Annotated in this window: 19 protein-coding genes; 8 read left to right on the top strand and 11 right to left on the bottom strand. The window is 56.8% G+C overall.

Features of this window, described 5'->3' with window-relative positions; all coding sequences use genetic code 11:
- Positions 1-12: 12 nt before the first annotated feature.
- Together cysE and cysK are read right to left on the bottom strand one after the other, a co-directional pair.
- Complete coding sequence (gene cysE, locus LUQ43_RS09955) at positions 13-978, bottom strand: serine O-acetyltransferase (RefSeq protein WP_299966987.1); 966 nt, start codon at positions 976-978, stop codon at positions 13-15.
- A 15-nt stretch (positions 979-993) separates the two neighbouring features.
- On the bottom strand, positions 994-1920 hold the full coding sequence (cysK, locus tag LUQ43_RS09950) for a cysteine synthase A (RefSeq protein ID WP_299966985.1): 927 nt from the start codon (positions 1918-1920) through the stop codon (positions 994-996).
- A gap of 251 nt (positions 1921-2171) precedes the next feature.
- Here cysK and LUQ43_RS09945 point away from each other — a divergent pair, with 251 nt between their 5' ends.
- The 4 genes from LUQ43_RS09945 to LUQ43_RS09930 all read left to right on the top strand — a co-directional run bounded on the left by LUQ43_RS09945 (position 2172) and on the right by LUQ43_RS09930 (position 6184).
- Positions 2172-2402, top strand: coding sequence for a hypothetical protein (locus LUQ43_RS09945; protein ID WP_299966983.1), 231 nt, complete (start codon positions 2172-2174; stop codon positions 2400-2402).
- A gap of 455 nt (positions 2403-2857) precedes the next feature.
- Positions 2858-3661 carry a sulfite exporter TauE/SafE family protein gene (locus tag LUQ43_RS09940; RefSeq protein WP_299966980.1) on the top strand — a complete coding sequence of 268 codons (804 nt, stop codon included), beginning with the start codon at positions 2858-2860 and terminating at the stop codon, positions 3659-3661.
- 241 nt (positions 3662-3902) lie between these two features.
- Entirely contained in the window at positions 3903-5087 is a 1185-nt protein-coding gene (locus LUQ43_RS09935; RefSeq protein WP_299966975.1) for a cysteine desulfurase, read from the top strand.
- Between the two features lie 71 nt (positions 5088-5158).
- Positions 5159-6184, top strand: a complete 1026-nt coding sequence (locus tag LUQ43_RS09930) for a ThiF family adenylyltransferase (protein ID WP_299966972.1) — start codon at positions 5159-5161, stop codon at positions 6182-6184.
- A 60-nt stretch (positions 6185-6244) separates the two neighbouring features.
- On the opposite strand, the gene LUQ43_RS09925 is transcribed toward LUQ43_RS09930, so the two are convergent.
- The 3 genes from LUQ43_RS09925 to LUQ43_RS09915 all read right to left on the bottom strand — a co-directional run bounded on the left by LUQ43_RS09925 (position 6245) and on the right by LUQ43_RS09915 (position 7763).
- Positions 6245-6562, bottom strand: coding sequence for a hypothetical protein (locus tag LUQ43_RS09925; protein ID WP_299966969.1), 318 nt, complete (start codon positions 6560-6562; stop codon positions 6245-6247).
- The gene (locus LUQ43_RS09920; protein ID WP_299966966.1) at positions 6537-7178 is read right to left on the bottom strand and encodes a hypothetical protein; all 642 of its coding nucleotides are present in this window, start codon (positions 7176-7178) and stop codon (positions 6537-6539) included. The genes LUQ43_RS09925 and LUQ43_RS09920 overlap by 26 nt, the downstream gene beginning before the upstream one ends.
- A 348-nt stretch (positions 7179-7526) precedes the next feature.
- On the bottom strand, positions 7527-7763 hold the full coding sequence (locus LUQ43_RS09915) for an Lrp/AsnC ligand binding domain-containing protein (RefSeq protein WP_299966963.1): 237 nt from the start codon (positions 7761-7763) through the stop codon (positions 7527-7529).
- Positions 7764-8222: 459 nt separating this feature from the next.
- Between LUQ43_RS09915 and LUQ43_RS09910 the strand changes: the two genes are divergently transcribed.
- Both LUQ43_RS09910 and LUQ43_RS09905 read left to right on the top strand, forming a co-directional pair.
- Positions 8223-8828, top strand: coding sequence for a thiamine-phosphate synthase family protein (locus LUQ43_RS09910; RefSeq protein ID WP_299966960.1), 606 nt, complete (start codon positions 8223-8225; stop codon positions 8826-8828).
- Between the two features lie 24 nt (positions 8829-8852).
- Positions 8853-9896 carry an AIR synthase family protein gene (locus LUQ43_RS09905; RefSeq protein WP_299966958.1) on the top strand — a complete coding sequence of 348 codons (1044 nt, stop codon included), beginning with the start codon at positions 8853-8855 and terminating at the stop codon, positions 9894-9896.
- Between the two features lie 535 nt (positions 9897-10431).
- On the opposite strand, the gene LUQ43_RS09900 is transcribed toward LUQ43_RS09905, so the two are convergent.
- Complete coding sequence (locus LUQ43_RS09900; RefSeq protein WP_299966956.1) at positions 10432-12609, bottom strand: S9 family peptidase; 2178 nt, start codon at positions 12607-12609, stop codon at positions 10432-10434.
- Positions 12610-12769: 160 nt separating this feature from the next.
- Here LUQ43_RS09900 and LUQ43_RS09895 point away from each other — a divergent pair, with 160 nt between their 5' ends.
- A complete protein-coding gene (locus tag LUQ43_RS09895) occupies positions 12770-13507 on the top strand; it encodes a hypothetical protein (RefSeq protein WP_299966954.1) in 738 nt (245 codons plus the stop codon).
- Positions 13508-13566: 59 nt separating this feature from the next.
- Here the strand turns inward: LUQ43_RS09895 and LUQ43_RS09890 are convergent, their stop codons facing one another.
- The 5 genes from LUQ43_RS09890 to LUQ43_RS09870 all read right to left on the bottom strand — a co-directional run bounded on the left by LUQ43_RS09890 (position 13567) and on the right by LUQ43_RS09870 (position 16229).
- Entirely contained in the window at positions 13567-13767 is a 201-nt protein-coding gene (locus tag LUQ43_RS09890) for a helix-turn-helix transcriptional regulator (RefSeq protein WP_299966951.1), read from the bottom strand.
- A 5-nt stretch (positions 13768-13772) separates the two neighbouring features.
- Positions 13773-14339 (bottom strand): DUF2178 domain-containing protein, encoded by a 567-nt coding sequence (locus tag LUQ43_RS09885; protein WP_299966949.1) that lies wholly within the window; start codon positions 14337-14339, stop codon positions 13773-13775.
- Between the two features lie 755 nt (positions 14340-15094).
- Positions 15095-15304 (bottom strand): hypothetical protein, encoded by a 210-nt coding sequence (locus tag LUQ43_RS09880; protein ID WP_299966947.1) that lies wholly within the window; start codon positions 15302-15304, stop codon positions 15095-15097.
- On the bottom strand, positions 15301-15684 hold the full coding sequence (locus LUQ43_RS09875; RefSeq protein ID WP_299966945.1) for a PIN domain-containing protein: 384 nt from the start codon (positions 15682-15684) through the stop codon (positions 15301-15303). Before LUQ43_RS09875 ends, LUQ43_RS09880 begins: the two co-directional genes overlap by 4 nt.
- A 50-nt stretch (positions 15685-15734) precedes the next feature.
- Positions 15735-16229: a hypothetical protein gene (locus LUQ43_RS09870; RefSeq protein WP_299966942.1), complete on the bottom strand. Its 495-nt coding sequence runs from the start codon at positions 16227-16229 to the stop codon at positions 15735-15737.
- A 502-nt stretch (positions 16230-16731) separates the two neighbouring features.
- Between LUQ43_RS09870 and LUQ43_RS09865 the strand changes: the two genes are divergently transcribed.
- The gene (locus LUQ43_RS09865) at positions 16732-17208 is read left to right on the top strand and encodes a hypothetical protein (RefSeq protein WP_299966939.1); all 477 of its coding nucleotides are present in this window, start codon (positions 16732-16734) and stop codon (positions 17206-17208) included.
- Positions 17209-17488 lie beyond the last annotated feature (280 nt).

Here is a 17488-nt window from a genome sequence, read left to right as displayed (position 1 = left end):
AAATAAAAAAGATCAGAAGCCTTTGAGACTTCCCCGCTGCTTCACGAACCGGTCCCAGTTGAACGGTTCATCGAGCACGTTCACCGTCACCTGTTCGATCCCCGCCACCCCGAGTGTCCTGCGCTGGACCTGCTCCGACAAGTGAGCGGAGAGGGGGCAGGCTTTGCAGGTGAGGACCATGTCGATCTCTGCACTCGTGCCCTTCACCCGGATCTCCTTGATGAGCCCGAGGTCCACGATATCGATGCCCACTTCGGGATCGATCACCTCCTTCAAGGCCTCGCGGATCCGGTTCTCGATGGTGAACTCCTGGCGGAGAACCGCAGCGAACGGGCCAGCACGGGACTGCTCGAGGTTCCTGACCTGTTCTTCGAGCTGGTTCTGTCGGTCGAGGAGTCGGCTGATCACCCGGACCACCGGGTCGGGCATGACATTGTTGGCTAATTCTTCGCCATTGACATCCTCTGGTCCGGCAATCTTCCCGGGAACGCCGACAACGGTCGCACCCGGGGGAACGGAACGGACCACCACGGATCCGGCCCCGATCTTGGCTCCCTTCCCGATCAGGATGTTGCCGAGCACGATCGCCCCCGCCCCGACGATCACATCGTCTTCCACGGTCGGGTGGCGTTTCTTCTTTTCGAGGACCGAAGCCCCGAGCACCGCGCCCATGTAGAGAAGTACATCGTTACCCACGATCGCGGTCTCTCCGATGACTATGCCCATGCCGTGATCGATTACGACGCGCCGTCCCAGCCTTGCTCCGGGATGGATCTCGACGCCGGTCAGGAAACGGTTGATATGCGAGAGGAACCGGGCAGAGAAATACCAATTGTGTGTCCAGAGCCAGTGTGCCCTCCGGTGGAACCAGAGCGCATGGATCCCGGGATAGCAGAAGAGGACCTCCCACCAGGAACGGGCGGCCGGGTCCCGTGCAGTGATCGCCTGGATATCTTCCCTTAAGCGGTCAAACACCATGGTCGGGCCCCGGGGTCATTCGAAGAGGTCCGTGCTCAGGTACCGTTCGCCGGTATCGGGCAGGATGACGACAATGGTTTTACCGGCAAATTCCCTGCGTGCTGCTACCTGGAGTGCTGCCCAGGTTGCTGCCCCGCCCGAGATGCCGATGAGGATTCCTTCCTCTTTTGCCATGCGGCGTGCGGTTGCAACAGCATCCTCGTAGGTCACCCGGATGACTTCATCGAGAATATCTGTTTTAAGAACCTCCGGGATAAATCCCGGGGCAAGACCCTGGATCTTGTGCGGTCCCGGCTGCCCCCCGGAGAGGACCGGGGATGCATCGGGTTCAACGGCAATAACCTTGAAACCGGCCCGGCGGGGTTTTATTACCTCGGCGATACCCGTGATGGTACCTCCAGTCCCGACGCCGGCCACGATCGCGTCGACCTTTCCGTCGGTATCCTTCCAGATCTCCTCGGCCGTGGTCTTCCGGTGGATGGCCGGGTTGGCGGGATTCCTGAACTGCTGGGGGATGTAATAGTAGTTCGGATTCTCCTTGAGGAGTGCATCAGCTTTTGCGATCGTTCCTTTCATGCCCTCTTTTCCCGGGGTGAGGATGAGATCGGCTCCGTATGCCTTGAGGATCTTGCGCCGTTCGATGCTCATGGTCTCCGGCATCACGAGAGCGATCTTGTAGCCTTTGGCCGCGGCAACCATCGCGAGCCCGATGCCGGTGTTCCCGGAGGTGGGCTCTAAGATGATAGTATCCTTTTTGATATATCCTGCCGCTTCCGCAGCCTCGATCATGGAGACCGCGATCCGGTCCTTGACGCTGCTGCCCGGGTTGAACGACTCCACCTTGGCCAGCACAGTTGCGCCGGATTTCCCGGTAATGCGGTTCAGCCGCACGAGCGGGGTGCCGCCAATCGTTGTGGTAATATTGTCATGGATGTTTGTCATGGGAATGCTCCGCAGTCGTGAAATACCCCGTGATGTACGGGGGTATTTGCGACTTCACAATTGTTAATTTGTTGGGCCCTGATATATATTTTAGTCTTGTGTCCATGGCAGGCCCTGCTGGATTTCCCCCGATATCTTCCTTATATCCGCCGGAACCCCGGAATTAGCGGCAAAAATGGGCAGGAAATCAGGGTATATTACCCTTCCAGCCCCATACTGTGTGTTCACAAAGGTGAACAGGAAAAGCAGACATGAACACCTACCATGCGATTATCGCTGGAACCCGGGCAAAAGCCGATGCAACCGGCACTTCCCCCCGTGCCTATCGTGGCCTCCATCGTGGATGGCCCGCGGAACGGTCCAGCGGTATCCGTGGCGCCGGGCAGTATTGTCGCCGCCCGGTGCCGACAGAAAAAGACCCGCCTGTGACAGCAATCCGCGAAACCCGCGGAATGATGGCTGTCCATGGTATGTGTCCGTGAAACTCACATCCTGATTTCACGTCCTCACGCATGTTCCGGCAGTATATGGCAACCACACGCCAGCATCCTCGGACAGGCTGCCGGGACTTATCGCCTCAAAATACAATAACGCACCATGCAAAATCAAGAATATTCACCGCTTGATCGCCGGGGATTGCACACGCCCCCGGCCCAATACTTTTCTCTTCGGCAGCATGCCCTGAAATAAATCTTCGCCGTGCAACATTTGACCGTCGGTACGCCCCGCGTCCAGCGGAAACCCGCTATTTAAACTGTACGATTCAGGAAATCCTTGCCGGGAAATTACTCCATAAATACCGCCAGCGGGCAACGTCAATCATGATCCGGCAAAGGGACAATGCAGCTTCCCCTTCCGTTATCGGATCGATCAGTGCCTCCCGGTGATTACCCCCGGATGACACCGGTATGGATCTTACCCCGTGGAACCACGCCTCATGCCTGAAACTATCATCGCGTTCTTTATTGCAGCAGGGATCGGCCTGATCGCCTCCATCATCGGGATGGGGGGCGGTTTTCTCTATGTCCCGACGCTCATGCTGATATTCGGTTTTGATCCGAAGATGGCGGTGGGGACCAGCCTTGCGGTGATGATCTTATCAGCATGCACCGCCACGCTCGTATACTGGCGGCAGAAGAAGACCCTTATCACGCTTGCTGCGTTCCTGGTCCTGCCTGCCATGCTCTTTTCCCTGCTCGGATCTCTCATCACCGTGTATTTCGATGCGAAGATCCTTGTCATCCTTTTCGCGCTCGTGCTCATCCTCATGTCCCTCCAGATGCTTGTTCCCTCACTGAACCTGGTCCCGGTGATCCCGTGGGGGCCATCGTGCGAGGTGAATCGTTCCGGCGATGGCAAGGGTGAACCCATCCGGATCCCCTGCCTGCATCTTCTGGTATGGGGGGCGATGGGCGGCCTTGTCAGCGGAATTACCGGGACAAGCGGCGGGGCGTTCTTCGTCCCGGCGCTCGTTGTCATCGGCATCCCGGTGCATGTTGCTGTTGCGACTTCGCTCCTTACGATCATCCCCACATCAATCACCGGTGCTGCAACGCATGCTGTCCTGGGAAATATCTCCCTGCCATTTCTCGTTATATACGGCGCAGGGGCGGCAATCGGCGCTTATGCGGGGGCAACCATTGCCCCGCGAATCCAGGCCGGTCATATCAGGAAAGGGTTTGGCATTCTGCTCATCGTGATTGCACTGCTGATGATACAACAGAAAGTGCTCGGGGGATGAATCGTGGTACGTGGCGTGAACCATCTGGGTTCCCAGCCAGTCCGGCAAAACATTAACAATTGTGAATTCCTATACTGTATAACCTGTTTCCCTGCGACCGGGTCTCTGCGATCCGTCAGGGATACACAAACATTCAACCGAAGGATTGCCCGAATGCCTGCACCAGAACACGATCCGGTAACCGCTGCGCCGTTCATGCAGAGCCCGCTGTCCGTGATAGTCTGTCTTGTCCGGAGGTTCCATGATCCCCGCTGATATCCGGAAGGATTTCGCGCTCCTGTCAGAGGTCTGTTACCTGGACAGCGCGGCAACCAGCCTCTCCCCGGAGCCGGTCCTTGAAGCAATGCTCGACTACGAGCGTACCTCCCGTGCAAATGCCGGCCGCGGAGTCCACCGGATCGCCCAGCAGGCATCCCGGAAATACCGGGACGCCCACCAGGCGGTCAGGAATTTCATCAATGTGCGGGAGGGAGAAGTGGTCTTTACCCGGAACTCCACCGAGGCTATCAATGCGGTGGCGTTTGGGTTCCCGTGGCAGGCCGGCGACCAGGTGATCGCCACCCTCCTTGAGCACCATTCCAACCTCCTCCCCTGGATGCGCATCCGCGACCGGCAGGGAATCGATCTCCGGCTCCTCACCCCGGGACAGGATGGCACGCTGGACCCCGCCGCCCTTGCGGAGATCATCACGAAGAAGACCCGGCTCGTTGCCATCTCCCAGGCATCCAATGTGCTGGGCAATGTCGTGCCCGTAGCCGAGTTTGGGAAGATCTGCCATGATTACGGGGCACTCCTCCTTGTGGACGGGTCGCAGTCGGTCCCCCACATCCCGGTCGACGTGGAGCGGATGGGCTGTGACTTCCTCTGCTTCTCGGGGCACAAGATGCTCGGTCCCACCGGCACAGGAGTCCTGTACATGAAAGAGCCATGCCTTGAACCCCTGTTCGTGGGGGGCGGGGGCGTGGAGAAGGTCACGGCCGCGGGATACACGCTGACCACGGGGTACGAGCGATACGAGGCAGGGACGCCGAATATCTCGGGGGCAATCGGCCTTGCCCGGGCCGTGGAGTACCTGGAAACGCTCGGCATGGAGAAGATCCGGCAGCATGAGGAGCAGGTCACAACGCGGATCATCGACGGCCTTTCCGGCATTGAAAACGTGCAGGTCTTCGGGCCCGGGCCGGGAGGGAACCGGATCGGGGTGGTATCGTTTGCCATCCGGGGTCTCAACCCTCACGACGTTGCCGTCATGCTTGACGGTGAGGCGGATATCATGGTACGGTCGGGGCATCATTGCTGCATGCCCCTCATGGAGCACCTGAACCTCCCGGACGGGACGGTCCGGGCGAGCCTGCACTGCTATAATACAATCGAAGATGCCGATCTGCTCGTGGATACGATCAGGATTATTGCAGCGAATTTCTGAACGCCTGAGGTAACGATGATCCCCCTTTTGTTCTCCCCGGCAGGAATTACCCGTGATCGGGAGACCGCTCTATGAATCCGGTGCAGGACCGGTACTGCCGCCAGAGTCTTCTCCCGGAGATCGGGAGGGATGGGCAGCGCAGGTTGAGCGAGAGCCGTGCTGTCATTGTAGGCCTTGGGGCCCTGGGCAGCTGCGTGGCGAACAATCTTGTCAGGGCCGGGGTGGGACAGGTTGTGCTGATCGACCGCGATCTAATTGAACTCCACAACCTCCAGCGGCAGATCCTGTACAGCGAGGAGGACCTGAACCGCCCGAAGGCCGTGGCTGCGGCAGAAATTCTTCAGAAGATCAACACGTCCGTTGCCATCGAGACCCACACAAAGGACTTCAATGTCTCGAACGCGGAGAGCCTTCTTACCGGTGCTGACGTGGTGCTGGACGGGACCGACAATCTCCAGACCCGGTTCCTGATCAACGATGTCTGCGTGAAACGCGGGATTCCCTGGGTCTATGCCGGGGCGGTCGGGACCGGGGGGATGGTGATGCCGATCCTTCCGGGAAAGACTCCCTGCTTCCGGTGCCTGGTCCCGTCGCTGCCCGGGCCGGGCGTGCTCCAGACCTGTGATATCGCGGGTGTCCTGAACACGATCCCGTCCCTCATCGCGTCCCTTGAATGCACGCTCGCATACCGGATCCTGACCGGCCAGCCTGATGTTGGCGAGGAGACTTCGTATCTTGTTCATGTTGATGCATGGCGGCAGACGTTCGACCGGATGACGATTCCCCGGAGGGCCGGCTGCCCGTGCTGCCATGACGGTAAGTATGATTACCTGGATGCGGTAGCGCGTGAGATGATAACCTCCCTCTGCGGGAGGGATGCCATCCAGATCACCCCGGCAACGCAGATGGAGATCTCCCTTGCGGAGCTGGAAGCCCGGCTCTCCCGTCTCGGCGAGGTCCGGCTCACGCCGTACATGCTCACCTTCAGGTCGGGAACCGAGGAGTTCTCGATCTTCCGTGACGGGCGGGCGATCATCAAGGGCACGAAGGACGAGGTAACCGCCCGCTCGCTCTATGCCCGGTATATCGGGTTATAGGCCGGCAGAAACAGGAACGATCTCTCCGGTATCAGGCCACGGCCTGAGGTTTTGTCTCACTTATTTCCGGCAGTGCTGTCCTGCGTTGCCGGACCCCGTCTGTTTCCGTACTGCCGCCGATCCCGCAAGCCAGCCGGCAATACGGCTGGCCTGCTCTTCTGCAAGTCCGGCAGCATCGGTCTTGAGGATGAGGCGCCCGTCCCTGTGGATCGAGACTTCGCACCGGTCGTTCACGATCAGCATGACGCCGGCATTGGCAACGATCGTACAGTTCTTCTTTAAGATCTCCTCGCAGAGGTCGAGGTTGAGGGCGAGACGTTCACGGGGGATCGCCTCGATCGCGGCCGTGGTCTTACAGGGTTTCAGGAGCGAGTACATACATCCCCTCCAGCGACTTTTCCACGAGAGCGTCAATATCGACTTTCTCCTCCTCCCCAATTACGTCAGCAAGTTTTGCGGCGGTCGAGGGCTGTTTCGGGACGATCGTGCAGCAGAGGCCCGGGAGGATGGAGATCTCGTATGTACCGATCTTTCTTGCGATCTCGATGATCTCCTGCTTGTCCATGCCGATGAGGGGGCGGATGAGCGGCAGCTTCGTGACCTGGGTGACGACGGTTAAGTTCTGGACTGTCTGGCTTGCCACCTGCCCCATCGACTCCCCGGTCAGGATGCCGACGGCCCCTTCCCGCTCCGCGATCCGTTCTGCCACCCGGAACATCATCCGCCGGCAGAAGAGGCAGTGCAGGTGACGGTTGCAGTTCCGTGCAAAGGTGACATGGTTGGGTCCGTGGGGGACCACGTAAGTCTTGATTGGACTGTTGGTCACTTCCTGCAGGTGGCGGACCAGGAGCAGGGCCTTGTCCAGGTTCTTGTCGTCGGTGAACGGGCGGTTGTCCATGTGGACTGCCACGATCTCCACACCCCGGCGGATCATCATGTACGCAGCAACCGGCGAGTCGATGCCGCCCGAGACAAGGCATACAAGTTTTGACAAGGGTACGTTCTCCGCTATTGTATCTGCCCGGGGCCGTTCATCGGTACTCCGGGGGAGTTCACAATCGTGAATTGTGTTAGTAATTCACTGTTGTCTATGCATATAGTTTCTGCGTGGCCGGCGGTAATCCCGGAAAAATCCTTCAGCAGGACCCCATCGTGTCTTCTGGAATGGATTCTGCCATGGCAGATCCCGCATCATCCGGCAGTACGGGATTGAACGTGGTGACGTGTGCTTTCAGATATCATCCGTATTGAAAAAACCACGGATGACCTCGTGTTTGAGACTGCCCTGTCCTGTTCCAGAAGAGATCAGGGCGTTTTTGGTCAATTGAAAAAAGGTGGATGATCAGGCCCATTCAAAGACAAAGTCTGTTACCGTCTTCCTGATTCCCTTGACCTTCCGGACTTCGCTCAGCGTCTTGGTGACGATCTCTTCGTAATTCTTCCCTTCAACGGATGCGATGAGATCGTGGGTTCCGGTGACAAATTCTGCACTTTTTACGCCGGTAACTTTCTTCAGTGCAGTCTTTACGTCAGTCTCTTTTCCGGTCTCGATATCGATCTTTAAGTATGCTTTTGCCATGTTTTGTCAACTCCATGTTGTGGTCTGTTCTGTGTCGTGCCAATGATTGATGCACGACAGACGATTCTGGATCACTCCCAAAGAATTCTCCCTTGTAGTATCATGCTGATATGATGGACGTATCATCGGAGATTCCGGGGTTCTTCAAAATCCTCTCTACCTTTATCGGGCGGTATGGTATTTACAGGTCGGGAAATCCGTAAAAATGGCCCTGAATGGTGAAAGAACGTGTATTTTGCGGCAGAATTGGTCATGGATGCACGAGAAACGGTGTCCTCGCAAATGTTCGCGGATGTCAGATTCTTTTGCGATCCGGGTTATTACCGACATCCTATCCGTTGACAAACATTGCGCCTGCCTGAGGAGATGATCGTATATACATCACGGGAATTGGGCAGGGCTTACCGGTTTCAGAAGGGTGATATGGTGAGCGGCATAACAGTTCATCCGGATTGATCCATGACCTACCAGCGCCCAGCTTTGATCGATGCGTATGGACAGATGATGATTGCGCTTGAGAACCTGGAATCCTGCCGGGAATTCTCCCGGTTGATCCCGGAAGTACGGACGAACATGGTCTTTGCACTCCCGGATGCCCGGACAAAGGACGACGTTCTGGCAATCGAGGGCCGGATCACGATCCTCGGGGGCATGCCGCGTGCCGCAGGACGGCCCCGGTTCGGGGCGTCGAGCCACATGGCGCGTTTCATCCTTGAGATACGGAAGTTCGACCCCTCGATCCGTGCAGGGATCGATTTTGCGAATACCCCTGCCCTGTCCCGCTGGCTCGAACAGTACTGTCAGGAGAAGGGCTGGATCTTCTCTGCCATCGATCGCAGCAACGAACCTGAAGAGCTCCGCGAGGCTGAGGGAGCTTCCATGCCCTGGAAGGTAGCGGAAGTGGTCCGGGCTGCCGGAGGACGCGTCCCGAAGATCGCCTACGAGACCGGGGCGGTCGGGAAAGAGTCGGTGAGCGTGATCCTGGGAAGCAGTCCTATCGATATATCCCTCGAACTGTGCGAGATCGCACGGAACTATCCAGCAGGTTCCGGGAAATCCCCATAATAGCCGATACAGGACAACGATACGATGCAGCCGTCACGTCCAAAGATTGGAAAGGTCGATCTTGCGACCTTCTCGGAGTTTATCCTGCAGCGACTGGGAGCCAAGAACGCATCGGTGCTGGTCCCTCCCATGACCGGCATCGATGCCGGGGTGATCGATATCGGGAACGGGAACGTCCTCATCGTTGCCGAGGACCCGATCTTCACGGCCCCGCAGCAGTCCCTTGAAGCGTTCGGCTGGTATACGGTGCACATCGGGGCGAGCGATGTAGCCGTGATGGGGGTACCGCCGCAGTATATGACCTACTCGCTGCTCCTCCCGCCCGGAACGAGCGATCAGGATCTCCGGACCATCGTAGACTCCATCCACCGTGCTGCGCAGGAACTCGGGATTGCCATCGTTGGCGGGCATACCGGCTATTACCCGGGATTTGTCGCTCCCACGATCGGCGGAATCACGGTCTTTGCCATTGCGCAACAAGGGGAGTATGTGACCCCAGCCGGGGCACGGCCGGGCAATGATGTTATCCTGACAAAAGGGCCGGCCATCGAGACCGCGGCGATCCTGTCCACGTTCCGGGAGGCGGACTTGTTAAAGACGCTTCCTTTGGAGCTTGTGCGCCGGGCGCAGGCACTGGGTCCGCAGATGTCGGTGGTGAAGGATGCCCTGACGGCGATGAAGGCCGGGGGCGTTACCGCCATGCACGATGCAACCGAAGGGGGCGTGATCGGCGGGCTCTTTGAGATTGCCAATGCCAGCGGGGTCGGTATGGTGATCGACGAGTCGCTTTTCATCTACCCGGAGGAAGTCCGGGCAGTCTGCGAGGCATTTTCCCTTGATCCTGTTGAGGCGATTGCCGAGGGATCGCTTCTCATCACCTCCCGCAAAGAATCCCGTGATGCGATACTTGCTGCCCTTGGGCAGGAAGGCATACCGGCCTCGGTCATCGGCACGGTCGTGAACGAAACCGCGGTACGGGTATTGAAGCGGCGCGATGGTTCGGTAAGGCCGCTGGCTATCCCGTATGAAGATCCGTTCTGGCGCGTGATGTTCGAGGGAGTGCAGTAACGCCTGCATTCAGCGATCCCGAATACCTGATCCTTTTTGTTATCCGTTCCCGGGAGATCAGCAACCGGGATCAACCGTATCTGCCCCTGGAAAAATACGTTACCGGGGATTAGCCCGGAGACCACGAAAAGAGATTACTTTTTAATCCGGGGAGATTTGCCGGTAACGTGAGATGGGGTTTTCCAGGTTGGATTGTTACTGGCAGTTGCTTTGGCTCCCAGAGTCTTTGCATACTTACCGTTTGCTTTGTCGTTTGCAGACATAGTGCATGAATTCGGTTGTGGCCTGATAAGGCTATCATTGAAAAGCAAAATTTCTGTTATTCGTATCATGGTCTGTACAGGATCCTTGAAAAATGAACGTGAGATGACGTTTAACTGACTGGAGATACCTGTTGCGGATGCGTCTAATTCCGGGATACTGCGGACGGATCTCCCGGAACTGCCTGTTTCTGCATAACGGCGTGAGCCACAGCCGGGTGCATTCTCTCTCTCCTTTTGATTTGTGAATAACCTCGTATCATGTCACTGTACGATCAGACTAGAACCGGAAACCGGCTCCCTGTGACTGTCGGGAGCATCTCCGGAAAACCGGCCTGTGCCGGAACGGCCCCGACCGTTACGGACGTTCCATTACCTGACGCGACAGTATTCCCGGACCACTGGTCCAGCCAGTCAAGGACCGTGTGATGCCACAGGATACTGTTCTGGGGTTTTAAGACCCAGTGGTTCTCTTCGGGGAAGTAGAGAAGCCTGCTTTGGATGTTTCTCCGCTGGAGTGCCGTAAACGCTGCAAACCCTTGGGTCTCCGGTACCCGGTAATCCTTCCCTCCCTGGATCACCAGCATGGGTGTCTTCCAGGCTGCCACATGATCGGCCGGGTTGTACCGGGCATATGCCTCCGGGTTCACCCACGGGGTACCATTATTATCCCATTCTTCGAACCAGAGTTCATCGGTATCATAGTAGGATTGCCGGGTATCGAACATGCCGTCATGGGAGACGAGGCAGACGAACCGGTCGGGCCAGGCCCCTTCGATCCAGTTGATCATGTACCCGCCATATGAAGCCCCGAGTGCAGAGACTTTTGTTTTGTCCATCCAGGTATTCGTCTCAAGCGTTGCATTCAGGCCCTTCTGGAGATCCTCTAAGGGTTTTCCACCATAGTCATCCCGTATCGAATCGGTGAACGCCTGCCCGTACCCGACCGACCCGTGGAAATCGATCATCACCACCGCATATCCGCGTCCCGCATAGACCTGGGGGTTCCAGCGGTAACTGAAGTCGTCCGGGAATGACCCCTGGGGGCCGCCATGGATCAGGAACGCAACCGGGTATTTCTTTGCCGGGTCAAAATCCACGGGTTTCACCACGTACCCGTACACGGTCTCATTGTTCCATCCCACAAAGGAGAACTGCTCATACTCCCCCATCCTCACCGTTGCCAGCCGCTCGCTGTTGACCTGCGTAATCTGCACGGCGTGGGTTCCATCGGGATCGATCGTAAAGAGATCGGCCGGGGCGGTCATGTTGGCATACCCGTACACGAGACGGTTCCCAACGGTACTGACCGAAGAGACAGAGCCTTTGCCGACCAGTGTCCTGACATCACCGGTTACGGGATCGATCGCAAACAGTGCGCTGTTCCCCTGGTCCATGGCGGTCACATAGAGGAATTTTCCGTCCTCCGACCAGATGATGGATGAGGGTGAGTGGTCCCAGGATGCTGCAACTTCGCGGGCAGTTCCATCAGGCCATGACCGGATCATGATGCGGTACCGGTCGGACTCGTAGCCCGGACGGGTCATGGCAAGATACGCAAGACTGCTGCCATCCGGCGAGAAGACCGGCTGCGTTATCCATGCCCTGTTTGACGGTGTGAGATTGACCACGGGGCCCGTACCGGAGACCGGGGCATAATAGAGACTGTGTTCGGTACTCCACATCTCCACCCGCCCGGTATCGGCGGCAGAGAAGACGATCCCGGCGTTATCCGGCGTGAACGCATACTCTTCCGATCCGCCGAAGGGCACCGAGGGACTGTCGGCATCCATGGCCTGCATGACATCAACCGGTCTGCCGGTCGACAGGGGCATGACGAAGATATGGTTCCGCCGCCCGTCTTCATACGTGTCCCAGTGCCGGACCGGGAGCGTGTCATACACTCTTCCTGATGCATTCTGCGATTCGATCGATTTCAGCTGCGTTGCTGTCGCATTGTAACCGGTCCCGGGAAATACCTCCATCGTGAATGCAAGGCTCTTCCCGTCAGGGGAGATCTTCAGTGCTGACAGGTCCAGTGGGAGATCCGTGACCTGCCCGGCATCGCCTCCCTCCCGGGAGATTTTCCAGACCTGCGAACTGCCTGACCGGGTCGAGAGATAATAGACCGTGGAACCGTCCGGCGACCAGCAGGGTTCGAAGTCATTGCCCGGCGGGAATGTCAGCTGGCGAAGTCCCGTTCCGTCGGGCCTGATAATCCAGAGGTTTGTCTGCCCCCTGTTCTCCGCCAGGTCGGTGCTGCGGAGGGGAAAGACGATCCAGGATCCCTCCGGTGACGGGGATGGTGCACCGACCCGCTGGAAGGTCACCAGGTCCCCGGCCGTGAAGGGATGCGATGCTTCCAGGGCAAGGGCCGGGGCGGCGATCCCAGAAAAGATGCCGGCGACCATAAGGGAGAGAAGCAGGGCTTTTTTGATTGTTCGGATCTCCATGCAGTATAGTTATGAACCGGCGATTTATGCATTGTGTGATGCGGGACGTGGGGGTCAGAAGCCTCTGATGCAGGGATACTCTATGGGCAGTATCCCACGCTCCCCCGTATCTGAAAATTATTTGGAAAGACAGATATTTCATCAGGGCGTGTAAACGTGTATGAAGTCTCCCGTTATCCTGCTCATCCTTATCCTGCTCTGCCTTGCTGCCTGCGGATGCACCCAGGCACCGGCCCCTGCGGCAGTACCGACCTCCCCTGGCCCGACACCGGCGATCACCCTCTCCTCAGAGAAGCCGAATGCCACGCTCTCCCTTGATCCGGGGGTCATTGTCGTGTCGTTCCGGGCTGATGGTGCGCAGACGATGGAACTGTATTTCTCCAACCAGTCGCTGGGATACGGGGCAGGAACCCGGTTCGCAACCAGCGGCCCCTATGCAGGATCGGTAGCCTACCAGACCCCCGCGAAAGATACCTACCATCTGAACATATCCGGCAGCGGCCCGTGGACCGCTGAGGTTGCTCCGCTGGTCGCCACCAATCCCCTGAAGGCCCCGGTGAATCTCTCGGGCACGGGAACGCAGGTGACTCCCGTCTTCTACCTGGAACGCGGTGAATATATCTTTTCGCGGAACGAGACCGGCATAGCTTCGCCCTATTACTTCCTCCAGTACGTAAACGGGTCATCACTCATGGATGCCAACAACACGGTTGTCCAGCCGGGTTTTGGCGAACTCTCGCCCCACACGTTTGTCATTGTCACCATCCCGGAGAACGGCACCTATTACCTGAGTGTCCTCTCCCGGAATAATCCCGGGAACTGGGCAGCCACCCTCTCGCCGGTCCCGAAGATCCCTTCCATGGGACCCGGGCCTGCCGTATATCCCACCACCTCCTGACGGGGATCTTCAGTTCCCCCGGCCGTGGCGGTCAGGGTCAGGCAACAAAGGAAGAAGAGTTATTCGTCCTCATCGAGGCTGAACAGTTCCTCGACGGGGACAGCGAACAGTTTTGCCATCCGGAAGGCAACCTCGATGGACGGGTTGTACTTCCCCCCCTCGATGGAGTTGATCGTCCTGCGGGTGACGCGGAGCTGAAGGGCCAGCTCCTCCTGCGTCATGTTCCGCATTGCCCGGTACACCTTGATCTTGTTCTTCATCAGGCCTATACCTCATATTTCCTGGTGTAATAATAAGAAAATGCCGCATAGAGGCCGGCGAGAAGGACGACCGTGAAGCCCATGCCGATACCGAATATACACGGGAACTCCAGGGCCTGGTGCCCGTTTTTGAAGAGCTGGTCGAGTCCCCAGTAATCCGTCCCGGTAGGATTGGCGGGGTCGGCGATTAGGTAGGTGTCGTGGTAGATTGCCTGTCCCGGTATCGCTGCATCGTGAATGAACGATACGCTGACCGATCCGTTGGCGAACGTGTGGAAACCGCCGCCATACCCGGAGTTGAAGTAGAAGGTCATGGTTCCGGCAAAGATGATGGTGGCAAGGACGATGGTGACGAGGAGGGCGCCTGATGCGGCTTTTCCATAGATGGTGTCTGAGAGGTCGTCTTGCATCACGTCGCTGACCTTCTGTTTCCCAACGTAGACGACACCGATCCCGGCAATGATGACGATTGCCGGGATCAACGGGTTGCCCGTTGTCATCGCGAGTCCCACGGCAAATACCATGGCAACAATGACACAGGCGACCAGTGCATAGTAGGTGTTCTTTCTCATATGGCTTCAATGTAACATATGTTTCTCATTTAGATAAAAGTATTTCTCATTTTGGGCAACCCTGTTCTCATTATTCCCGGTTCCCGGTACTGCGAATCCCCCGGGCCGGGCAGGAAACATGTCGACCGGGTTTCCTGTCCGGAGGGGGGTATGCATGAGACCCCACACCCCTTTTGCGTTTCAAACCGATCATACCCCCCCACCATGGGGGAGGGGGGGTATGGTTGATACCCCTCCCCCTCTTTGGCCGGATCAGACCCCCCCTGATCGGATTTGAGTAGGTGACAATACCGCCCCCTTCCGCCATAACTCTGCCCCGGGCTGCGCTCAAAAAACGCGTGCAATATTGCGTACATCCCGTTTTTGAGGAGGGGGGTATCCATGAGACCCCCCCACCCCTTTGCGTTTCAAACCGATCATACCCCCCCACCATGGGGCAGGGGGGTATGGCTGATACCCCCCCTTGCGACCGGAAATTTCTCCGGGTGGGGGGTTGCCGGAAGCTTTCCTGGATGTTGTTTTACGTCGGGAGATGATGGTGAGAAGGGGGTTGGGGATGGTGATGAGGGGGAGGGGGGGTATGCGGGAGACCCCCCTCCCTATTATTTTTTGAGAGGGGAGAATCCCTACCTGTCATGTGGGAGAAACGATACATCAATGATCGTGGCGGGCTTTGTCAACCGGATCGGAGAAGTTGATGGGGCGAAGGCAGGGAAGAGGGAGGGTAATTGTCGCAGGAAAAAGAGGAGTTGCGTTCATGGAGCCGGGACTTTTTTTCTTCGCGCCATGATGCTTTTGATAATTTTATCCGGATCGTTTTTGAGGATTTTTTTCCGGTCTTGTGTCCAGTCACCGCTACCCGGCTCATAGATATGGAGGAACCGGATCGCATCGTCAGGACCAAGCTTCTCAACCAGTACGTCAAGTCCTTCCTGCTGGATCTGGTGTAATGTTCTGGCGCTCATCTGTTTTCCTCCTTTAACCATGTGACCGGATTTTCTATATGTACCTGTATGTTCTGGTGCAACTTAAAAAATGTTACCAGACCATCATCAGTGGTGAGAAGAATTGCACCGGCCCGTTCTGCACAGGCAATATGGAGCGAGTCCATTGCATCTCCGCCCAGTGCGATGAGCTCCTTCATACGGGAGATGATAGCATCGTCAATGAGTACCTGTTCCTTTGCCACGGATACGATCTTCTCCACGCGAAGCCGTTTCCGGATATCCGGGATTTGTGAGAGTTCTTCTGTTATGGCCTCGCTGGTAACCAACGTGAATTCCTTTATGGCACAGCAACGGATGATCTCCTGGATGGCGGTTACTTCGAGACGAATACGCCCCATTGCCTGATCATCAAAGGGACGGCATAAACAACAGACATCCATGTAGATTTTCATTTCCCTGTGCCTTCCACAATCCCAATCTCCTCTTGCGTCAGCCCGTACAACTCGTACACTAATTTATCAATAGAAGCATCTGCAGCCTCAACCTGCCGGGAGAGCAGCTCCTTGTCGTAATCGAGTGAGGTGTCCTGCAACTTTTTATTTAACTCCAGCATCTGCATGACGAGCGCAACCCTGCGATCGTGGTGGGCTTTGTCAGCCGGGTCGGCAAAGTTGATGGTGCGGATGGGGAGTTTAGCGAGGTCTTGTGTGAAGAATCGTAAATAGCCCCCGCGAATCCGGACCGGCTCTTCGTGCAGCACCTCACGATACGCTTCCGAATGTCCCTTGTTGTTGTTCACGTCCCAGCCAAGTGCATGGAAGAACGGATCGGTGAAATCTTGGCGGAGCTGGGTTTCATTGTATTTTTCCTGCCCGCGAAGATATGCATCGCGATGGAAGGTGTACCGTTCAACAAGAGGCTGGATTGTGTCGGGTGCTACCATTAATTGAGTGTCGTTCTCAACCGCGTTAAAGATGTTGAATTATATTCCTGTGATTTTCTGATGATTTTCTATCTCCTGTAAGAGATTATGAGAATTTCCTTGGTATCTACAATTCCCAATTCCCGCAGTGCATTCCTCCAATCTCCAAGTCCTCACCATCAGATTCTCACAATGACCGCTCCATCGTCGGACACAACTCCCTATCTAACCGCCATCATCATAGTATTATTTATAGTATTTTTATGAAACCAGAGAATAATCACAAGTACCGCACGAAGTCTGCACACTGACAATAGCCGGGATGACGGGATGGATCTCTTCTATCTGCGTCATGGTGTTTGGATGTGGCATTGACTGGTGTCCGTGTTGTGCTTCTCCAGGTATTGTGGGATTATGTAGTGAGACAAAGGACGTGATTTCCATAATTACAACACAGAAGATCGCCGGGAGGCCCCGCAGTGTCTCCCGGAAAGGAAAGACAAAACCCTCCCCGGTGAGTAGAATGACTTCGGGACAGAGGAACACGGTGCCGGTACAACGCCGGAAACCCGCAGGGATAGTACGGAAAAGAACAGAGACTGACGTTATCGTCCATCCCCCGGTTGACGTGACATCAGAGGATGTACAACCGAGCCGGACGCGGAACAACCCTATTGTGTATGAAGCAATGGATCTGCTCCTAACGTACGGGTACCTACCGGTGCGGCTGAGCGAGCCCAAGATCCCGATCAATATCATCGGGATGAAGAAGAGCGGCTCGCTGCTCATTCTTGCCCTGAGATCACGGCTGCCGGTGCCGAGCGCTGCAAAGCTTCGCGAGCTCTTCACCGGGAAGGTGGATTACCTCCGCGGTATGGCAGGGAAGGTGAAAGACCGGATCATGATCTGGGTGTATTCACCGGCCTGCGGCTGGCGGTATTACTTTGTGTACCCGGGCGGTCTGCGGTTTGACCTCGACTTCCCGCGGTCACTGGAATAATCTTCTCCCTTTTTTCTGACGCTCCAGGAGCTTCGCCCCGCCGCCATGGCGCCCCGGTTGCGATGCCTCTGCATTACCTGTTCAGCATTTCCCCGGTTGCTCACAGGTCAGCCTCCTCCTAATTGGGGATGCTCACTCTGGCGGGGGCGGAGCATCGCGGAGCCCCCAAGAGTTTTCATGAACCTCTGATTCACAGGGACCCATGGATAAGGCGGATGCTTCAGCACTTCGACTTTTTAGATCCGAAAAATCAAGTAAGAATGGCGGAGGGAGAAGACCG

Source organism: Methanoregula sp., assembly GCF_028679125.1.
Lineage (GTDB): Archaea > Halobacteriota > Methanomicrobia > Methanomicrobiales > Methanospirillaceae > Methanoregula.
This window is presented reverse-complemented; position numbering and strand designations above follow the sequence as displayed.